The organism is Novosphingobium sp. (genome assembly GCF_027486195.1).
Taxonomy (GTDB): domain Bacteria; phylum Pseudomonadota; class Alphaproteobacteria; order Sphingomonadales; family Sphingomonadaceae; genus Novosphingobium.
In genome coordinates this window covers 1-15,470 of the sequence record NZ_JAIXPP010000050.1, presented here as the reverse complement: position 1 = coordinate 15,470, position 15,470 = coordinate 1, and the positions used below count along the sequence as shown (strand labels likewise).

General features: G+C 66.5%; 17 protein-coding genes. 13 read left to right on the top strand and 4 right to left on the bottom strand.

The features are described from left to right. The 13 genes from Q0071_RS09790 to Q0071_RS09730 form a co-directional block, all read left to right on the top strand. A partial coding sequence (locus Q0071_RS09790) for a UDP binding domain-containing protein (RefSeq protein ID WP_298168164.1) occupies window positions 1-495 on the top strand: 495 nt, incomplete at its 5' end. A 44-nt stretch (window positions 496-539) separates the two neighbouring features. Beyond that, a complete protein-coding gene (locus Q0071_RS09785; protein ID WP_298168162.1) occupies window positions 540-1,571 on the top strand; it encodes an NAD-dependent epimerase in 1,032 nt (343 codons plus the stop codon). A gap of 53 nt (window positions 1,572-1,624) precedes the next feature. Beyond that, window positions 1,625-2,530, top strand: a complete 906-nt coding sequence (locus Q0071_RS09780) for a LysR family transcriptional regulator (protein ID WP_298168159.1) — start codon at window positions 1,625-1,627, stop codon at window positions 2,528-2,530. A 70-nt stretch (window positions 2,531-2,600) separates the two neighbouring features. Continuing rightward, window positions 2,601-3,023, top strand: a complete 423-nt coding sequence (locus Q0071_RS09775; protein WP_298168156.1) for an NAD(P)H-dependent oxidoreductase subunit E — start codon at window positions 2,601-2,603, stop codon at window positions 3,021-3,023. Then, window positions 3,020-4,561: an NADH-ubiquinone oxidoreductase-F iron-sulfur binding region domain-containing protein gene (locus Q0071_RS09770; protein WP_298168153.1), complete on the top strand. Its 1,542-nt coding sequence runs from the start codon at window positions 3,020-3,022 to the stop codon at window positions 4,559-4,561. The genes Q0071_RS09775 and Q0071_RS09770 overlap by 4 nt, the downstream gene beginning before the upstream one ends. Beyond that, on the top strand, window positions 4,558-5,076 hold the full coding sequence (locus Q0071_RS09765; protein WP_298168150.1) for a molybdenum cofactor guanylyltransferase: 519 nt from the start codon (window positions 4,558-4,560) through the stop codon (window positions 5,074-5,076). The genes Q0071_RS09770 and Q0071_RS09765 overlap by 4 nt, the downstream gene beginning before the upstream one ends. After that, window positions 5,066-7,939: a formate dehydrogenase subunit alpha gene (gene fdhF / locus Q0071_RS09760; protein WP_298168148.1), complete on the top strand. Its 2,874-nt coding sequence runs from the start codon at window positions 5,066-5,068 to the stop codon at window positions 7,937-7,939. The genes Q0071_RS09765 and fdhF overlap by 11 nt, the downstream gene beginning before the upstream one ends. Then, complete coding sequence (locus Q0071_RS09755; RefSeq protein WP_298168145.1) at window positions 7,936-8,160, top strand: formate dehydrogenase subunit delta; 225 nt, start codon at window positions 7,936-7,938, stop codon at window positions 8,158-8,160. The genes fdhF and Q0071_RS09755 overlap by 4 nt, the downstream gene beginning before the upstream one ends. After that, window positions 8,150-8,935 (top strand): formate dehydrogenase accessory sulfurtransferase FdhD, encoded by a 786-nt coding sequence (gene fdhD, locus Q0071_RS09750; RefSeq protein WP_298168142.1) that lies wholly within the window; start codon window positions 8,150-8,152, stop codon window positions 8,933-8,935. Before Q0071_RS09755 ends, fdhD begins: the two co-directional genes overlap by 11 nt. A 38-nt stretch (window positions 8,936-8,973) precedes the next feature. After that, the gene (locus tag Q0071_RS09745) at window positions 8,974-9,720 is read left to right on the top strand and encodes a TonB family protein (RefSeq protein ID WP_298168139.1); all 747 of its coding nucleotides are present in this window, start codon (window positions 8,974-8,976) and stop codon (window positions 9,718-9,720) included. A gap of 192 nt (window positions 9,721-9,912) precedes the next feature. Continuing rightward, window positions 9,913-10,953 carry a sugar phosphate nucleotidyltransferase gene (locus Q0071_RS09740; protein WP_298168136.1) on the top strand — a complete coding sequence of 347 codons (1,041 nt, stop codon included), beginning with the start codon at window positions 9,913-9,915 and terminating at the stop codon, window positions 10,951-10,953. Beyond that, complete coding sequence (locus Q0071_RS09735; RefSeq protein WP_298168132.1) at window positions 10,950-11,753, top strand: class I mannose-6-phosphate isomerase; 804 nt, start codon at window positions 10,950-10,952, stop codon at window positions 11,751-11,753. Before Q0071_RS09740 ends, Q0071_RS09735 begins: the two co-directional genes overlap by 4 nt. 10 nt (window positions 11,754-11,763) lie before the next feature. Continuing rightward, on the top strand, window positions 11,764-12,207 hold the full coding sequence (locus Q0071_RS09730) for a DUF2721 domain-containing protein (RefSeq protein WP_298168129.1): 444 nt from the start codon (window positions 11,764-11,766) through the stop codon (window positions 12,205-12,207). Window positions 12,208-12,327: 120 nt separating this feature from the next. Here the strand turns inward: Q0071_RS09730 and ribA are convergent, their stop codons facing one another. From ribA to rpmG, 4 genes are all read right to left on the bottom strand, one after another. After that, window positions 12,328-13,395: a GTP cyclohydrolase II gene (gene ribA / locus Q0071_RS09725; RefSeq protein ID WP_298168126.1), complete on the bottom strand. Its 1,068-nt coding sequence runs from the start codon at window positions 13,393-13,395 to the stop codon at window positions 12,328-12,330. Continuing rightward, entirely contained in the window at window positions 13,392-14,195 is an 804-nt protein-coding gene (locus Q0071_RS09720; RefSeq protein ID WP_298168123.1) for an exodeoxyribonuclease III, read from the bottom strand. Before Q0071_RS09720 ends, ribA begins: the two co-directional genes overlap by 4 nt. 357 nt (window positions 14,196-14,552) lie before the next feature. After that, window positions 14,553-15,224, bottom strand: a complete 672-nt coding sequence (locus Q0071_RS09715; protein WP_298168120.1) for an outer membrane lipoprotein carrier protein LolA — start codon at window positions 15,222-15,224, stop codon at window positions 14,553-14,555. Window positions 15,225-15,299: 75 nt separating this feature from the next. Beyond that, window positions 15,300-15,467 carry a 50S ribosomal protein L33 gene (gene rpmG, locus Q0071_RS09710; RefSeq protein ID WP_054106051.1) on the bottom strand — a complete coding sequence of 56 codons (168 nt, stop codon included), beginning with the start codon at window positions 15,465-15,467 and terminating at the stop codon, window positions 15,300-15,302. Window positions 15,468-15,470 lie beyond the last annotated feature (3 nt).

The window sequence follows — 15,470 nt, the reverse complement described above, 5'->3', positions numbered from 1 at the left end:
TACTACCTCACCGCCAAGGCGGAGCAGATGGGCTATCACCCCGAAGTGATCCTCTCCGGCCGCCGCATCAACGACAGCATGGGCAGCTATATCGCCCGGCGCGGCGTGAAGATGCTGGCGGCTTCCGGGCACCCGCTCAAGGATGCGCGCATCGGCATTCTCGGCCTCACGTTCAAGGAAAACGTGCCGGACATCCGCAATTCCAAGGTCGATGACATCTACCGCGAGCTGTGCGAGTTTGGCATCGCGCCGCTGGTCCATGATCCGATGGCCCACCCGCAGGCAACGCGCCACGAGTTCGGGATCGAGCTTTCGCCGATCGAGGACTTCGCCGGGCTGGACCTCCTCATCTACGCAGTTTCGCATGATCACTACGCGGCCATGGGCGCGGATGCGATCCAGGCCATGCTCGCGCCGAGCGGCGTGCTGATCGACGTGAAGTCCGTGCTTGCGCCCCAGACGCTGCGCGCCGACATTCGGTACTGGAGCCTCTAGGCGCCGACTTGGAACGGGTAGCGGCGAGCGCTCCGGAGGAACACATGGCAATTCTTGTTACCGGCAATGCCGGCTTCATCGGCTTTCACACGGCAAAGACCCTGCTTGAGCGCGGGGACGATGTGGTTGGGCTCGATGTCGTCAATGACTACTACGACCCGGCGATCAAGGAAGCGCGCCTTGCCATCCTTGAGGAAACGGCGCGGCGCACCAACGCGTCCTATCGCTTCGTGCGCGGCAATCTGGCCGATCGCGCGGTGGTCGAGCAGACCTTTGAGAAGAACGACATCCGCCGGGTGATCAACCTCGCCGCGCAGGCGGGGGTGCGCTACTCGATCGAAAACCCGCACGCCTACGTCGAGAGCAACATCATCGGCTTCACCAACATCCTCGAAGCCTGCCGTCACGGCGGGGTCGAGCATCTGGTCTATGCCTCCACCAGCAGCGTCTACGGCGCGAACCAGGCGATGCCGTTCAGCGAGCATGTCGGCGTCGATCATCCGCTGCAGTTCTACGCCGCGACGAAGAAGGCGAACGAGCTGATGGCGCACAGCTACAGCCATCTCTACCGCTTGCCGACCACCGGCCTGCGCTTCTTCACCGTCTACGGCCCGTGGGGCCGGCCGGACATGGCGCTGTTTCTGTTTGCGAAGAACATCATCGCGGGCAAACCCATCGACGTGTTCAACTATGGCAACCACACGCGCGATTTCACCTTCGTGAGCGATATCGTCGAAGGCGTGATCCGCGCCTGCGACCATCCGGCCCAGCCCAACCCGGCGTGGGACGCGCACCGCCCCGATCCCGCCACGAGCAACGCGCCCTACCGGATCTACAACATCGGCAACAACAGCCCGGTCAAGCTCACCGAGTATATCGAAGCGCTGGAAGACGCGCTCGGCAAGAAGGCCATCCGCAACCTGCTGCCGCTCCAGCCAGGCGATGTGCCGGATACCTTCGCCGACGTTTCCGATCTCGAGCGCGAGCTGGGTTACAAGCCTGCAACCACCGTGAGGGACGGTGTTGCCGCCTTCGTGAAGTGGTACGTTGAATACATGGCCAAGACGGCGGACTGACCTTTCGGCGCAAACTGTGATAGGCCCTTCCTCTCACAAGGGATGGCCCTCCGATGCAACTGCGCCACTTGCGCTATTTCGTCACGCTCGCGCGCGAGCAGCATTTCGCCAAGGCCGCCGCCACCTGCGGCATTTCGCAGCCCACGCTGTCGGCCGGGCTCGCCGCGCTGGAGGCCGAATTCGGCCGCCGGCTGGTCGAGCGTGACCGCCGCTTCATCGGCCTCACGCCCTATGGGCAGGCAATGCTCCCCTGGGCCGAGCAGATCCTGGGCGCTGTCAGCGGCATGGCGAGCGCGGTGGCGGCTACCGCCGCGCCGCTCAGGGGCGAGTTCGGGCTTGCCGCGATCCCCGCCGCACTTCCGCTGATTGGCCTCTTGGGAGAAGCGCTGCTGGCGCAGAACCCGGGGATCACGCTTTCCGTCCGTTCCGCCACCTCGCGCGCGATCGAGCATGGGCTGCATGCCTTCGAAGTCGATGCCGGGATCACCTACCTCGATCACGAACCGCCTGCGAATGTGCTGTCGGTTCCGCTCTATGCGGAACGCTACGTGTTCCTCGCGGCGCGCGGCAGCGGGTTCGATCAGCACGCGGCAATCAGCTGGGAGGAAGCGTGCGCGCAGAACCTGTGCCTGCTCCATCAGGGCATGCAATACCGCCGCATTCTTGACGAGCGCCTCGCCGCGCGCGGGCTCGCCACCGCCCCGCGCGCCACGGCAGACAGCCACTTCGCGCTCTTCGCCTTGGTCCACTCGGGCGCTTTCGCCACAATCGTGCCCGATGGCTACGCGCGGCTGATGGCGGGCGTGGAATGGGCGCGCTTCCTGCCTTTTGACGAGGCGGAGGATGCGCGCCGGGTTGGGCTTGTCGTGGTCAATCGCGATCCGCTCGGCCCCATGGCGCGCGCCGCGCTCGCCGCCGCCCGCGCACTCGAACCTGCGGGGCTGCGACCACCCGTTTGATAGGATGGCTCTATCAACCATCAGGCAATTCAATTTGACCTGCGCCGCTGAATTCCCATGGGATTTGCGCATGACAGATCAAGACGAGCTCGATGCCATCCTTGCCGGCCACACCGGCCGCGAAGGCGCGCTGCTGCCGATCCTGCACGATGTGCAGGCCGCGTTCGGCCACGTTTCGGAAGATGCGATCCGCCGCATTGCGCATGCGCTCAATCTCACCCGCGCCGAAGTCCACGGCGTCGTCAGTTTCTACCATGATTTCCGCGAAGCCCCGGAAAGCCGCCCGGTGCTCAAGCTTTGCCGCGCTGAAAGCTGCCAGGCACGCGGCGTCGAAGCCATGGTCGCCGCGCTGCCGGACAACCCCCGCGTCGCGGTTGAGACGGTCTACTGTCTCGGCCTGTGCAGCGTCGGCCCCGCCGCGATGATCGGCCATGAAGTCCACGGTCGGCTCGATGCCGCCCGCCTTGGCGCGCTGGTGGAGAGCCTGGCATGACCACAGTCTGGATCTCCGACGATGCCGCCGCGCTCGCCTGCGGCGCCAACGCCGTCGCCGCTGCCTTTGCCAAGGCAGGTTGCACGGTCGAGCGCGTGTCCAGCTGGGGCATGCACTGGCTCGAACCTTTGGCAGAGATCGAAGGGCAGGGCTTCGGTCCGCTCACATCTGAGGATGTGGCCGCTGTCCTCGCCGGAACGAGCGACAAGGCCATCGGCCCCATCGCCGAGCATCCCTTCATCGCCCGGCAGCAGCGCTTCACCTTCGCCCGCGCGGGCAAGACTCGTCCGCTTAGCCTTGAAGACTACGCCGCGACCGGCGGCTGGGCCGGGCTGAAGCGCGCGCGTGAACTCGGTCCAGACGCGACCATCGCCGAAGTCACCCAGTCAGGCCTGCGCGGGCGCGGCGGCGCGGGCTTCCCGGCGGGCATCAAATGGACCACCGTCGCCAAGGCGGCAGGCCCGGTAAAGTACATCGTCTGCAACGCGGACGAGGGCGACAGCGCCACCTTCGCCGACCGCATGGTGATGGAAGGCGATCCCTTCATGCTGATCGAAGGCATGGCGATTGCCGGCCACGCCGTCGGTGCGGGCAAGGGCTATATTTACGTCCGCAGTGAATACCCCCACGCCATCGCCAAGCTGCAGGCCGCCATCGCGCTGGCGGTGCCGTATATCGCCCCGTTCGAGGTCGAAGTCCGCGTCGGCGCGGGGGCTTACGTTTGCGGCGAAGAAACCTCACTCCTGAACTCGCTTGAGGGCAAGCGCGGTGAAGTGCGCGCCAAGCCGCCGCTCCCCGCATTGGAAGGCCTGTTCGGCAAGCCCACGGTGGTCAACAACGTGCTGACCCTTGCGGCGGTGCCGTGGATCTTGGCGAATGGCGGCGCGGCTTATGCCGACGTCGGCTTCGGCCGGTCGCGCGGTACGATGCCGATCCAGCTTGCGGGCAATATCAAGCACGGCGGGCTCTACGAAGTCGGCTTCGGCATCACGCTCGGCGAACTCGTGAACGATATCGGCGGCGGCACTGCCACGGGCCGACCGGTCCGCGCGGTGCAAGTCGGCGGGCCATTGGGGGCCTATCACCCGCCTGCGGATTACGCTCTCCACTTCGATTATGAGTGCTTTGCCGAAGCCGAAGGCCTGATCGGCCACGCGGGGCTGACGGTGTTCGACGACACGGCAGACATGAGCGCGCAGGCCCGTTTCGCGATGAGCTTCTGCGCCGCCGAAAGCTGCGGCAAGTGCACGCCCTGTCGCATCGGCTCTACGCGCGGGGTCGAACTGATCGACCGCATCCGCGCCCGCTCGGGCCGCGCCGCCGACAAGGTCGAAACGCTCCCCCAGATGCACAACGCCCGCAAGGCCCCGCGTACGCTGACCGAGGACGTGAACCTGCTCGAGGACTTGTGCGAGACGATGAAGTTCGGCTCGCTCTGTGCGCTCGGCGGGTTCACGCCCTATCCGGTGCTCTCGGCGCTGAAGCATTGGCCGGAGGATTTCGGGATGGCCGTGCCCGATCAGGAAGCCGCCGAGTGATCCTCGGCGCAGTCCTTGCGGGCGGGCAATCCTCGCGCTTCGGCAGCGACAAGGCGCTTGCCGCGCTTGGCGGGCGCACCCTGCTGGCACGCGCGGTCGCCTCGCTCGAAGCACAATGCGACGGCGTGATCGTGGTAGGTCGCGGCGACATCTCCGACCGCCCGCGCTCCGGCATGGGTCCGCTCGGCGGGATCGCCGCCGCGCTCCACCATGCTGCCAGTCACGGCTACAGCGAAGTGCTCACCTGCGGGGTCGATTGCGGCGGCCTTGGTTCCGGCACCCGCACCGAACTTGCGCCCGCCCCGGCCTACGTGGCGGATCAGCCGGTCATCGGCCTTTGGCCCGCCAGCGCCGCGCCCGCGCTCGATGCCTTTCTCGCCTCCGATGCCAAGCATTCGATGCGCGCTTTTGCCGAAATGATCGGCGCGCGCCGCGTCAATCTTTCGGCCAGTCCCGCCAATATCAACACGCGCGAAGACCTCGCCCTCGCGCAGGAGCACCTCGATGGACAGTGAACGCGAAACCTATCGCCCCCAGCCCGATTTCGGCACGCCCGAAGTGCGCGGTGCCGCGACGGTCACGCTGAATATCGACGGGCGCGAAGTCTCGGTCGCCCCCGGCACCACGGTCATGCGCGCCGCTGCCGTCTCGGGCGGCTCGATCCCCAAGCTCTGCGCGACCGACAGCGTCAAGCAATTCGGCTCGTGCCGCCTCTGCCTCGTCGAGATCGACGGCATGCGCGGCACGCCCGCCAGCTGCACCACGCTCGTGTCCGAAGGCATGAAGGTCCACACCCAGACCAAGAAGCTCGAAAAGCTGCGGCGCGGGGTGATGGAGCTCTATATCTCCGACCACCCGCTCGATTGCCTGACGTGCAGCGCCAACAACGATTGCGAGCTGCAGGATCAGGCCGCCGCCGTGGGCCTGCGCGATGTGCGTTATGGCTACGAAGGCGCGAACAACCTCGCCCAGCCGATGGACGTGTCGAACCCCTACTTCGATTTCGATCCCTCGAAGTGCATCATGTGCTCGCGCTGCGTGCGCGCCTGCGATGAAGTGCAGGGCACCCTCGCGCTCACCATCGAAGGCCGGGGTTTTGACAGCAAGGTCAGCGCAGGCCTGTCGTCAGACAGCTTCCTCAGTTCCGAATGCGTTTCCTGCGGCGCCTGCGTGCAGGCCTGCCCCACCGCAACGCTGCAGGAGAAAGCGGTCAAGGAAATCGGCAAGCCCGAGCGCGCCACCGTCACCACCTGCGCCTATTGCGGCGTCGGCTGTACCTTCCGCGCCGAGACGCGGGGCGAGGAAGTCGTGCGCATGGTGCCGTGGAAGGACGGCAAGGCCAATCGCGGCCACTCCTGCGTCAAGGGCCGCTTCGCCTGGGGCTATGCCCAGCATCAGGAACGCATTCTTTCGCCGATGATCCGCTCGTCGATCGACGAGCCGTGGCAGGAAGTCAGCTGGGACGAAGCCATCGCCCACACCGCCAGCGAACTGAAACGCATCTCGGCCAAGTATGGCCGCAACGCGCTCGGCGGCATCACCTCCAGCCGCTGCACCAACGAGGAAACCTTCCTCGTCCAGAAGCTGGTCCGCGCCGGCTTCGGCACCAACAACGTCGATACTTGCGCGCGCGTCTGCCACTCGCCCACCGGCTACGGCCTCAAGACCACGTTCGGCACTTCGGCAGGCACGCAGGACTTCGATTCGGTCGAGGATAGCGACGTGATCCTCGTGATCGGCGCCAACCCCACCGACGGCCACCCCGTCTTCGCCAGCCGCATGAAGCGCCGGTTGCGGCAGGGCGCGAAGCTCATCGTAATCGATCCGCGCCGCACCGACTTGGTCCGTAGCCCCCACATCAGCGCCGATTTCCACCTTCCGCTGCGCCCCGGCACCAATGTCGCGGTGCTCACCGCGCTCGCCCACGTGATCGTCACCGAGGGGCTGGCCGACGATGCCTTCGTGCGCGAACGCTGCGACTGGGAAGAATACCGCCATTGGGCCGATTTCGTCAGCCTTGATCGCAACAGCCCCGAATTCCTCGAACCCGTCACCGGCGTTCCCGCCGCAGACCTCCGCGGCGCTGCTCGCCTGTTTGCCACCGGCGGCAACGGCGCGATCTACTACGGCCTCGGCGTCACCGAGCACAGCCAGGGCTCCTCCACCGTGATGGCCATTGCCAACCTCGCGATGGCGACGGGCAACATCGGCCGCCGCGGCGTCGGCGTGAACCCCTTGCGCGGCCAGAACAACGTGCAGGGCGCCTGCGACATGGGCAGCTTCCCGCACGAGCTTTCGGGCTACCGCCATGTTTCGGATGCTTCGGCGCGCGCGCTGTTCGAGGCGGAGTGGGGTGTGCCGATCGATTCCGAACCCGGCCTGCGCATCAACAACATGCTCGATGCCGCGACCGATGGCTTGTTCAAGGCGATCTACATCCAGGGCGAGGACATCCTCCAGTCCGACCCGGACACCAAACACGTCGCCGCCGGCCTCGCCGCGATGGAATGCGTGATCGTGCAGGACCTGTTCCTGAATGAGACCGCCAATTACGCGCATGTCTTCCTGCCGGGCTCCACCTTCCTCGAAAAGAACGGCACTTTCACCAATGCCGAGCGCCGCATCCAGCCGGTGCGCAAGGTGATGGAGCCGAAGAATGGCTACGAGGACTGGGAGATCACCCAGCTCATGGCGCAGGCGATGGGCCTCGATTGGGCCTATACCCACCCGCGCGAGATCATGGACGAGATCGCGCGCCTGACGCCGACGTTCGCGGGCGTCAGCTTCGCGCGGCTTGATGCCGAAGGCTCGCTGCAATGGCCGGTCAACGATGCCGCGCCGGATGGTTCGCCGATCATGCACATCGATGGCTTCGTGCGCGGCAAGGGCAAGTTCGTGGTGACCGACTACGTGCCGACCGACGAGCGCACCGGCCCGCGTTTCCCGCTGCTGCTCACCACAGGCCGCATCCTCAGCCACTACAACGTCGGCGCGCAGACCCGCCGCACCGCCAATGTCGTGTGGCATCCGGAAGACTTGCTCGAAATCCACCCGGCTGACGCCGAGAACCGCGGCATCAAGTCGGGCGACTGGGTTCGCCTCGCAAGCCGCTCGGGCGAGACGACGCTGCGTGCCACCGTCACCGACCGCGTTGCGCCGGGCGTGGTCTACACCACCTTCCACCACCCGGTGACGCAGGCCAATGTGATCACCACAGACTATTCGGATTGGGCCACCAATTGCCCCGAATACAAGGTGACCGCCGTGCAGATCACCCCGTCCAACGGCCCGACCGACTGGCAGGAGGAATACGAGGCACAGGCCGCGCGTTCGCGCCGGATCAAGGGCCATGAAGGTGCGATGGAGCCAGCAGAATGAGCGCGCATACCGCCGAAAAGCTCGTCTACATGGCCAACCAGATCGCGCGGAACGTGACGCACGAGCCGGACCCCGTCGCCATGATCGCCGATCACATCCACGCCTTCTGGTCGCCCCGGATGATAGCCGATGTTCTGGCTGTGCTGGATGGGCCGCAAGGCGCTGCGCTCGATCCCGTGGCGCGCGCGGCGCTTGACCGGCTTGCCGCGCATGCTGCCTGAAGCTGCTCGGCAGCATACATTCGCCGAACATTTCGCCGATGGCCGCGCGCCCGCCCCGCGCGAGCGGCTGCTGGCGATAGAGGCGCCGATCGCGGTCGAGATCAACGGCCTCGGCTATGCGGTGATGATGGCGACGCCATCGGATCTTGGCGACTACGCGCTCGGCTTCTGCCTTTCCGAACAGCTGATCGCCGCGCCCGAACAGCTTCTGTCCGCCGAAGCGAGCGAAGTCCCCGCCGGCGGCTGGATGCTGCGGATTCAGCTCGCCGCCGATGATGCCGCCCCGCTGATGGAGCGCGCCCGCCTGCGCCTGGCCGAGGGCAGCTGCGGCCTCTGCGGCATCGAAAGCCTCGAGCAAGTCCTGCGCCCGCTGCCGCCGATTACGGCGCAAATCGAAGTCGATGACGCGGCGATCTTCCGCGCCGTCGCCGCGCTCCCCGATCTCCAGCCGCTTGGCCAAGCCACCCGCGCCGTCCATGCCGCCGCATTCTGCACCCCCGATGGCACCGTGCATCTGGTGCGCGAGGATGTCGGCCGCCACAACGCGCTCGACAAGCTGCTGGGCGCGATGGCGCAGGCCGGGCTCAAGGCAGGGGAGGGCTTCATCGTCCTCACCGCGCGGTGCAGCTTCGAGCTTGTGCAGAAGGCGGTGCTGGCAGGCTGCCCGCTGCTCGTCACGATCTCCGCCGCCTCGACGCTCGCCGCGCAGCAGGCCGCCGCCCACGGCCTGCGCCTCGTCTCGCTCGCGCGTGAGGACAGCTTTCTCAGCGACTAGGATTCCGGTTTCCCCCCGGATGCTTTAGACATCCCCGGGTGACCACCGCGCCCGCCAGTACCCGCTTCACCGATCGCCCCGGCCTCAGCCGCCGCGCGCGTGCGTGGCTGATGCTGGCGGTCGCGCTGCTTCATGTCGCGCTTGGCTTCGCGATCTTCACCGGCCTTGCGGGCAGCGCGATCACGGCGATCCAGCAGGCGGCGACCGCGGCCTACTCGGTTCCGCTCGATCCGCCGCCTCCCCCTCCGCCGCCCCCGGCCAGCCCGGTCCCCACGCCCCAGCCCGCCGGAGCCGAAGGTGCTGCTGCCAAGGCGGCCAAGCCCAAGCCCGTGGTCGCCGCGCCCGCGAAGATTCCCACCAAGGCGATGATCGCCGCCCCCGCCGCTTCCACCGGGGATGCAACGAAATCGGGTGCAACCAGCCTTGGCAGCGGCACCGGCGGCGGCACCTCGGGCTCCGGCACGGGCAGCGGCGGCAGCGGCGATGGCTGGGGCGCGGGCGCCAGCCGTGCGGTCAAGATTGCGGGCGAGATCACGGCCACGCGCGATTATCCGGCGCGAACCCGCAACCTGCGGCTGGGCAAGAGCGTCATCGTGGTGCTCACCGTGGGCACCGATGGCCGTGTCCACGGCTGCCGCATCCACCAGCCGAGCCCCGACGCGGAGGCCGATGCCATCACCTGCCGCCTGGCGACTGAACGCTTCCGCTTTCGCCCGGCAACTGACCGTGTCAGCAATCCGGTTTCGTCCGAATTCGGCTGGCAGCAGCGGTGGTTCGCGCCATAAGCGACCGTCAGAAGCCTCAAACGATCAACGCCGAGGCCACTTCCCGCGATCTGTTCACAATCTGGACGTATCAGGCACGACATGATTGAATTTGGACCCTAACAGCATTGCCGTGACTTATACGTAGGCTATTGCCATAGACCGAGCTGCCGCCGAAGGTGGCTTTGTCCGGAGCCGCGAAACAGGAACCCGATGGACACTATCTTTCCCGTTGTTCTGTGCGGCGGCAGCGGCACCCGCCTCTGGCCGCGTTCTCGCAAGACCTGCCCCAAGCCGTTTCTGCCGCTGGTCGGCGATACCACGCTGTTCGAGGCGACGGTGCTGCGCTGCCCGGCGGAGGCCGGATTCGGCGCGCCCATCGTGGTCACCGGCGCCGCTCATCTCGAACATGTCGAGGCGCAGCTGCCCGATCCTGCGCGCAGCACGGTGATCGTCGAGCCTGAAGGCAAAAACACCGCCGCCGCGATTGCTCTTGCCGCCTTGCGCCTGCCCGAAGACGCGGTGATGCTGGTCTGCCCGAGCGATCACCACATCGGCGATGTGGCGGCCTTTCAGGCTGCCGCGCGGGAAGCGGCTGCCCTTGCGCGCGGCGGCTGGCTGGTCTCGTTCGGCATTGCCGCGACTGCGCCCGAAACCGGGTTTGGCTATCTGCGCCGCGGCGATGCGATTGAAGGCTCCGGCGGTTTCGCCGTCGCCCAGTTCGTCGAAAAGCCTGATCTGCAGCGCGCGATCGGTTTTCTGGCCGATGGCGGCTATGCGTGGAACGGCGGCATCTTCGCGTTCCGCGCGGGCACCTTCCTCGAGGAACTTGCCGCCCATCGCCCGGCGCTGGCTGCTGCTGTGCAGGCTGCCGTGGCGGAAGGCCGGGAGGATGGCACGCGCTTCTACCCCGATCCGGCCGCCTTCGCGCGAATCGAAGGCGAATCGGTCGATTACGCCGTCATGGAAAACACCGCCCGCGCCGCCATGGTCCCCGCCGCCATGGCTTGGTCCGATATCGGCAACTGGCAGGCGCTGCATGAAGCGCTCGATCGCGATGAGGAAGGCAATGCATCGCGGGGCCGCGCCGAACTCGTCGATTGCACGAATGTCCTCGTCGAGAGCGACGGGCCGCGCGTTTCGGTGATCGGTGCGCGCGATCTGATAGTCGTGGTCGACAAGGACGAAGTGCTCGTCTGCACGGCCGACGGCGCGCAGAAAGTCGGCAAGCTTTCGGGCGCGGTGAATCAATGAGCCTGCTTGCCGTGCGCACCGTGGAGAAGCCGTGGGGGCGCGATCAGTTGCCCGCCCCGTTCATGGCCCCATACGGCAAGCGCATCGGCGAGATCTGGTTCGAACCCATCGAGGAAGTCAGTTCGCTCCTCGTCAAATACATCTTCACGAGCGAGAAGCTCTCGGTCCAGGTCCACCCGGACGACGCGCAGGCGAAGGAGCTGGGCGAGTATGATACGGGCAAGGAGGAATGCTGGCTGGTGATCGATGCCGAGCCGGGCGCCACCCTCGGCATCGGCTTTCACGAACCGATCGGGCCAGAGGCCATGCGCGCCGCCGCGCTGGATGGCAGCATCGAGGGCCTGCTGGTCTGGCACCCGGTGCAGGCTGGCGACTTCTTCTACATTCCGGCGGGCACTGTCCACGCCATCGGTGCCGGGGTCAGCCTGATCGAGATCCAGCAGAACTCCGATATCACCTACCGGCTCTACGACTATGGCCGCCCGCGCCCGCTCCATCTCGACAAGGGCATCGCCGTTGCCAAGGGCGAACCCTACGCAGCGACCCTCCACCGCCATCTTGCGCCCACCGGGACGGTTGAACTCGCCCGCGGGCCTTACTTCACCGCCCACCGCGTCGAAGGCGTGCCGGACGCCGCGCTACTGGCGGAATATGCCGGCCCCATGCTTGTGCTGCCACGCCGGGGCGAGGTGGAACTGGGCGGCCATCTGCTCCGTCCGGGCGAGTGCGCCGCCGCCGCTGCGGCCAGCGCCATCACCTTCACACCGGAAAGCCAGAGCATTCTCGTCCGTGCAGCCTGAACACCCCGGGATGATCGCACAGACCATCCAGCTCGCGCTGGCGCCGGTCTTCGTGCTCGTGGCCATCGGCAATATCATGAACATCCTCACCACGCGCCTTGCGCGCATGGTCGATCGTTCGCGCCACCTGCAGACGCTCCATCCCGGCACCCAGGGCAGCGAGCATGACGTGATCGTGGTCGAAATGCGCATCATCGACCAGCGAATCGCGCATATCGGCCACGCGCTGCTCTGTCTGGTGATCAGCGGCCTCGCCATCGGCACCACGGTCGCGGCCTTGTTCCTCAGCGAACTCGCGGGCGCCGACCTGCGGGTGGTGACGGCGCTCACGTTCGTCGCCGCCATCGCTCTGCTCATGTGCGCGCTGGTCCTCCTGCTGCTCGAAACCCGCCTCGCCGCCCGCGCCTTGCGCCTGCCGCCTGAATTGCTCGAGCTCGAACGCGGCGATCTCTGAATCCCAGCTCACAAAAATGGGGACTGTCCCCATTTTCCGCAAGTATCTCTTTGTAAAATAATAGTTTTTGAGCGCGAGTGTGCCCAAAAACGCCATCTGAAAAATAGGGACTGTCCCTATTTAACGCAGCAGATGCCCTGTCCGGTCGCGCTTGGTATCGAGATAGCGCGCGTTGTGCGGATTGGCCGGCAGCTGGTGCGCCACCCGCTCGCTCACCGTCACGCCCACGGCTTCCAGCGCCGCCACCTTGGCCGGGTTGTTGGTCAGCAGCCGCACCGCCCTCACGCCCAGCAGATCGAGCATCCGCGCCGCTACCGGGAAATCGCGCGCTTCGCTCGGCAGGCCCAGCCGCTCGTTCGCGTCCACGGTGTCGAAGCCCTGATCCTGCAGTTCATAGGCACGCAGCTTGTTGATGAGGCCGATTCCGCGCCCTTCCTGCCGCAGATACAGGAGCAGCCCCCAGCCACCCGCATTGGCTTCCTCCGCCATGCGCGCCATCGCCGCATCAAGCTGCGGCCCGCAATCGCACTTGAGGCTGCCGAGCACATCACCCGTAAGGCATTCGCTGTGGAGCCGCACCAGCGGCACATGGTCCCCGCTTTGCGTGCCGATCACCAGCGCGACATGCTCGCGCAGATCGTCGCGCGCGCGAAAGGCGATAATCTCGGCGTGCTCGCAGGCATCGACCGGCAGCCGCGCGCGCGCCTGGATGGTAAGCTCCATCGGATCCTTGAACGCGGCAAGATCGGCCGGCGTTACATGGGCTGAAGGCTCAACCCCGGTCGCGACCATGAACGCCGGCAGGATCCCCGCCAGCCGCGCCAGCTCCATCGCCGCAACTGCCGCCGTCTGCGCGGGGCAGGGGTCAGCGCGGAAAGGGCCGCGCATCGGCTCGGCCAGATCGAGTGCGGGATCGGCGAGTCGGCGCGCGGCGTGGAGCGAAAAGGGCTCCGCGCCGTGGATCATCACCGGCATATGCGGTTCCGCCGCATCGCGCTGGTTGGCAAGCTTCAGCGTGGCGGCGCGCGCGTGGGAAATCAGCAGCCGCGCGGCATAGAGCCCGGGCTGCACGAACGCGGTCTCCGCCGGCAGCAGATCGAGCGCCCCGTCCGGACCTTCCACCCGGATCGCCCAGCCATGGCGCAGCGCATCGAGCGCCAGCGCCACCGCACGCGGCTCTCCGCTCAAAGCGCGAACTCCGTCACCAGCGGGATATGGTCGGAAGGCTGATCCCAGCGCCGCGTCTCCTCGACGAAGCGGTGCGAGAGCGATTGCGCGGCAAGCTCCGGCGAGGCCCACATATGGTCGAGCCGCCGCCCCTGATCCTTTTCCCGCCAGTAGGAACGATAGGACCACCACGAATAGTTCCGCTCGGGCGCGGGGATATGTTTGCGCCCCAGGTCCACCCAGCCATGCGCATCGCCGAATGCGCCCAGTGCCGCCACTTCCTGCGGCGTGTGGCTGACGACCTTGAGCAGCGCCTTGTGATTGTAGACGTCGCAGTCCAGCGGTGCGATGTTGAAGTCCCCCACGATCAGCGTCGGCCGGTCAAGCGCATCGGCCCAGCGCGTCATCCGCTCAAGGAACGCCAGTTTCTGGCCGAACTTGGGGTTTGCTTCCGGATCGGGAATGTCCCCGCCCGCCGGGATATAGACGTTCTCGAGAATCATGCCCTGGCCCGCGCCGAGCACTTCCACGCCCACATGCCGCGCCTCGCCATTGGCCTGCCAGTCGTGCCGGTTCACCTCGCGGATCGGCAGGCGGCTCACGGTCGCGACACCGTGGTAGCCCTTCTGCCCATGCACCGCGCGGTAGGCGTAGCCCAGCCGCTCGAACATCTCGTGCGGGAACAGCGCCTCGGCGGTCTTGATCTCTTGCAGGCACAGCACATCGGGTGCCTGCTCGGTCAGAAACCGTTCGACCTGATCGATGCGCAGCCGCACCGAATTGATGTTCCAGGTGGCGACGGTGAGCGTGGGAGAAGCCATGGCCGCGCTTTACGGTCCTGAGGCGACAGCGGCAAGCGGATGGTCGTGCAATCGTCGCGCTAGCGGGGGGGGGCCATGAGTCCGATTCCGGGGGAACCTGAACAACCGAACAAAAAAACCCTCGGACCGGGGGCGTGGTCCGAGGGTTCCTTGTGCGTTCGTCACGCTGTCATGACGGAAGGGGGATTGTGGACCGGGTAACAGGGGGGGGCGAACCCGGTCGGATCCGTCTTGACCCCTTCTTTCTAGGACCCCGCCGCTTGCTGGCGGATGAACGGTGTTGTCAGGGAAGTCCCAAACTGGTCGCAAATTGTCGCGGGATCGCGATGGCCCTTCGGCACTGCGATGAACCGCCGACTATTTGCGGCCAGCGGTCCGCGGGTCGTTCCAGCGAAAGATGTTGGACGGAAGTGCGATGCCATAGCGCTGATTCGAAAGCCGCACCGTCGTCCGCCGGTTCTGCGAATCGAGCGCGATCCAGCTGTTGAGCTCCCACCCGCCGGGCGCGCCGGCCTTGCGCAGCATGATCATGGTGATCGAGCCATATTCGGGGTGGCGGGGATCGCGCACATCCATGCTGAGCACATCGCCATGGCCGGTCGGGTTCAGCGTGGCAAAGCGCGCCACGTCCTTGTTCGGATCGAGCAGCGCGCCCAGCGGGCTGTTGCGGATCGGCCAGCGCTGCACCTGCCGCACTTCGTAGTCGATCAGCGTCAGCGCCGCGCCGTCAGAAACGATCAGCAGCGGCACGCCCGCCTGATACTGGAAACGAATCCTGCCGGGGCGCTGCATGGAAAGCACGCCGGTCAGGCGCTGGCCGTTGCGGTCGGTCTGGACGAAATCAGCTTGCAGCGTGGTGATCGCGCGCAGGGCAGCGACCGCCTGCTCGATCTGCGGATTCGCCACGGGCGCTGCAGCAGGCGGCGCGGCAGCCACGGTCACGACAGGCGCCGCCAACGCAAACAGCGCGGCGGCGACAAAGGAACGAGGGGCGGAAAGCCGGCGGGCAAGGGGGAGGTTCATGGTCATCCCTATACCACTGCCGAAGGGCCATTGAACCCGGCGTGAACCCGATTTCGGGCCGTGCGCCGGGCCATAAGCCGCTTACTTGATCTTGGCTTCCTTGAACTCGACATGCTTGCGCACAACCGGGTCATACTTGCGGAACACCATCTTCTCGGTGGTGTTGCGCGGGTTCTTCTTCGTCACATAGAAGAAGCCGGTGTCGGCGGTCGAGACCAGGCGGATCTTGACGGTAGTGGGCTTGGCCATGGC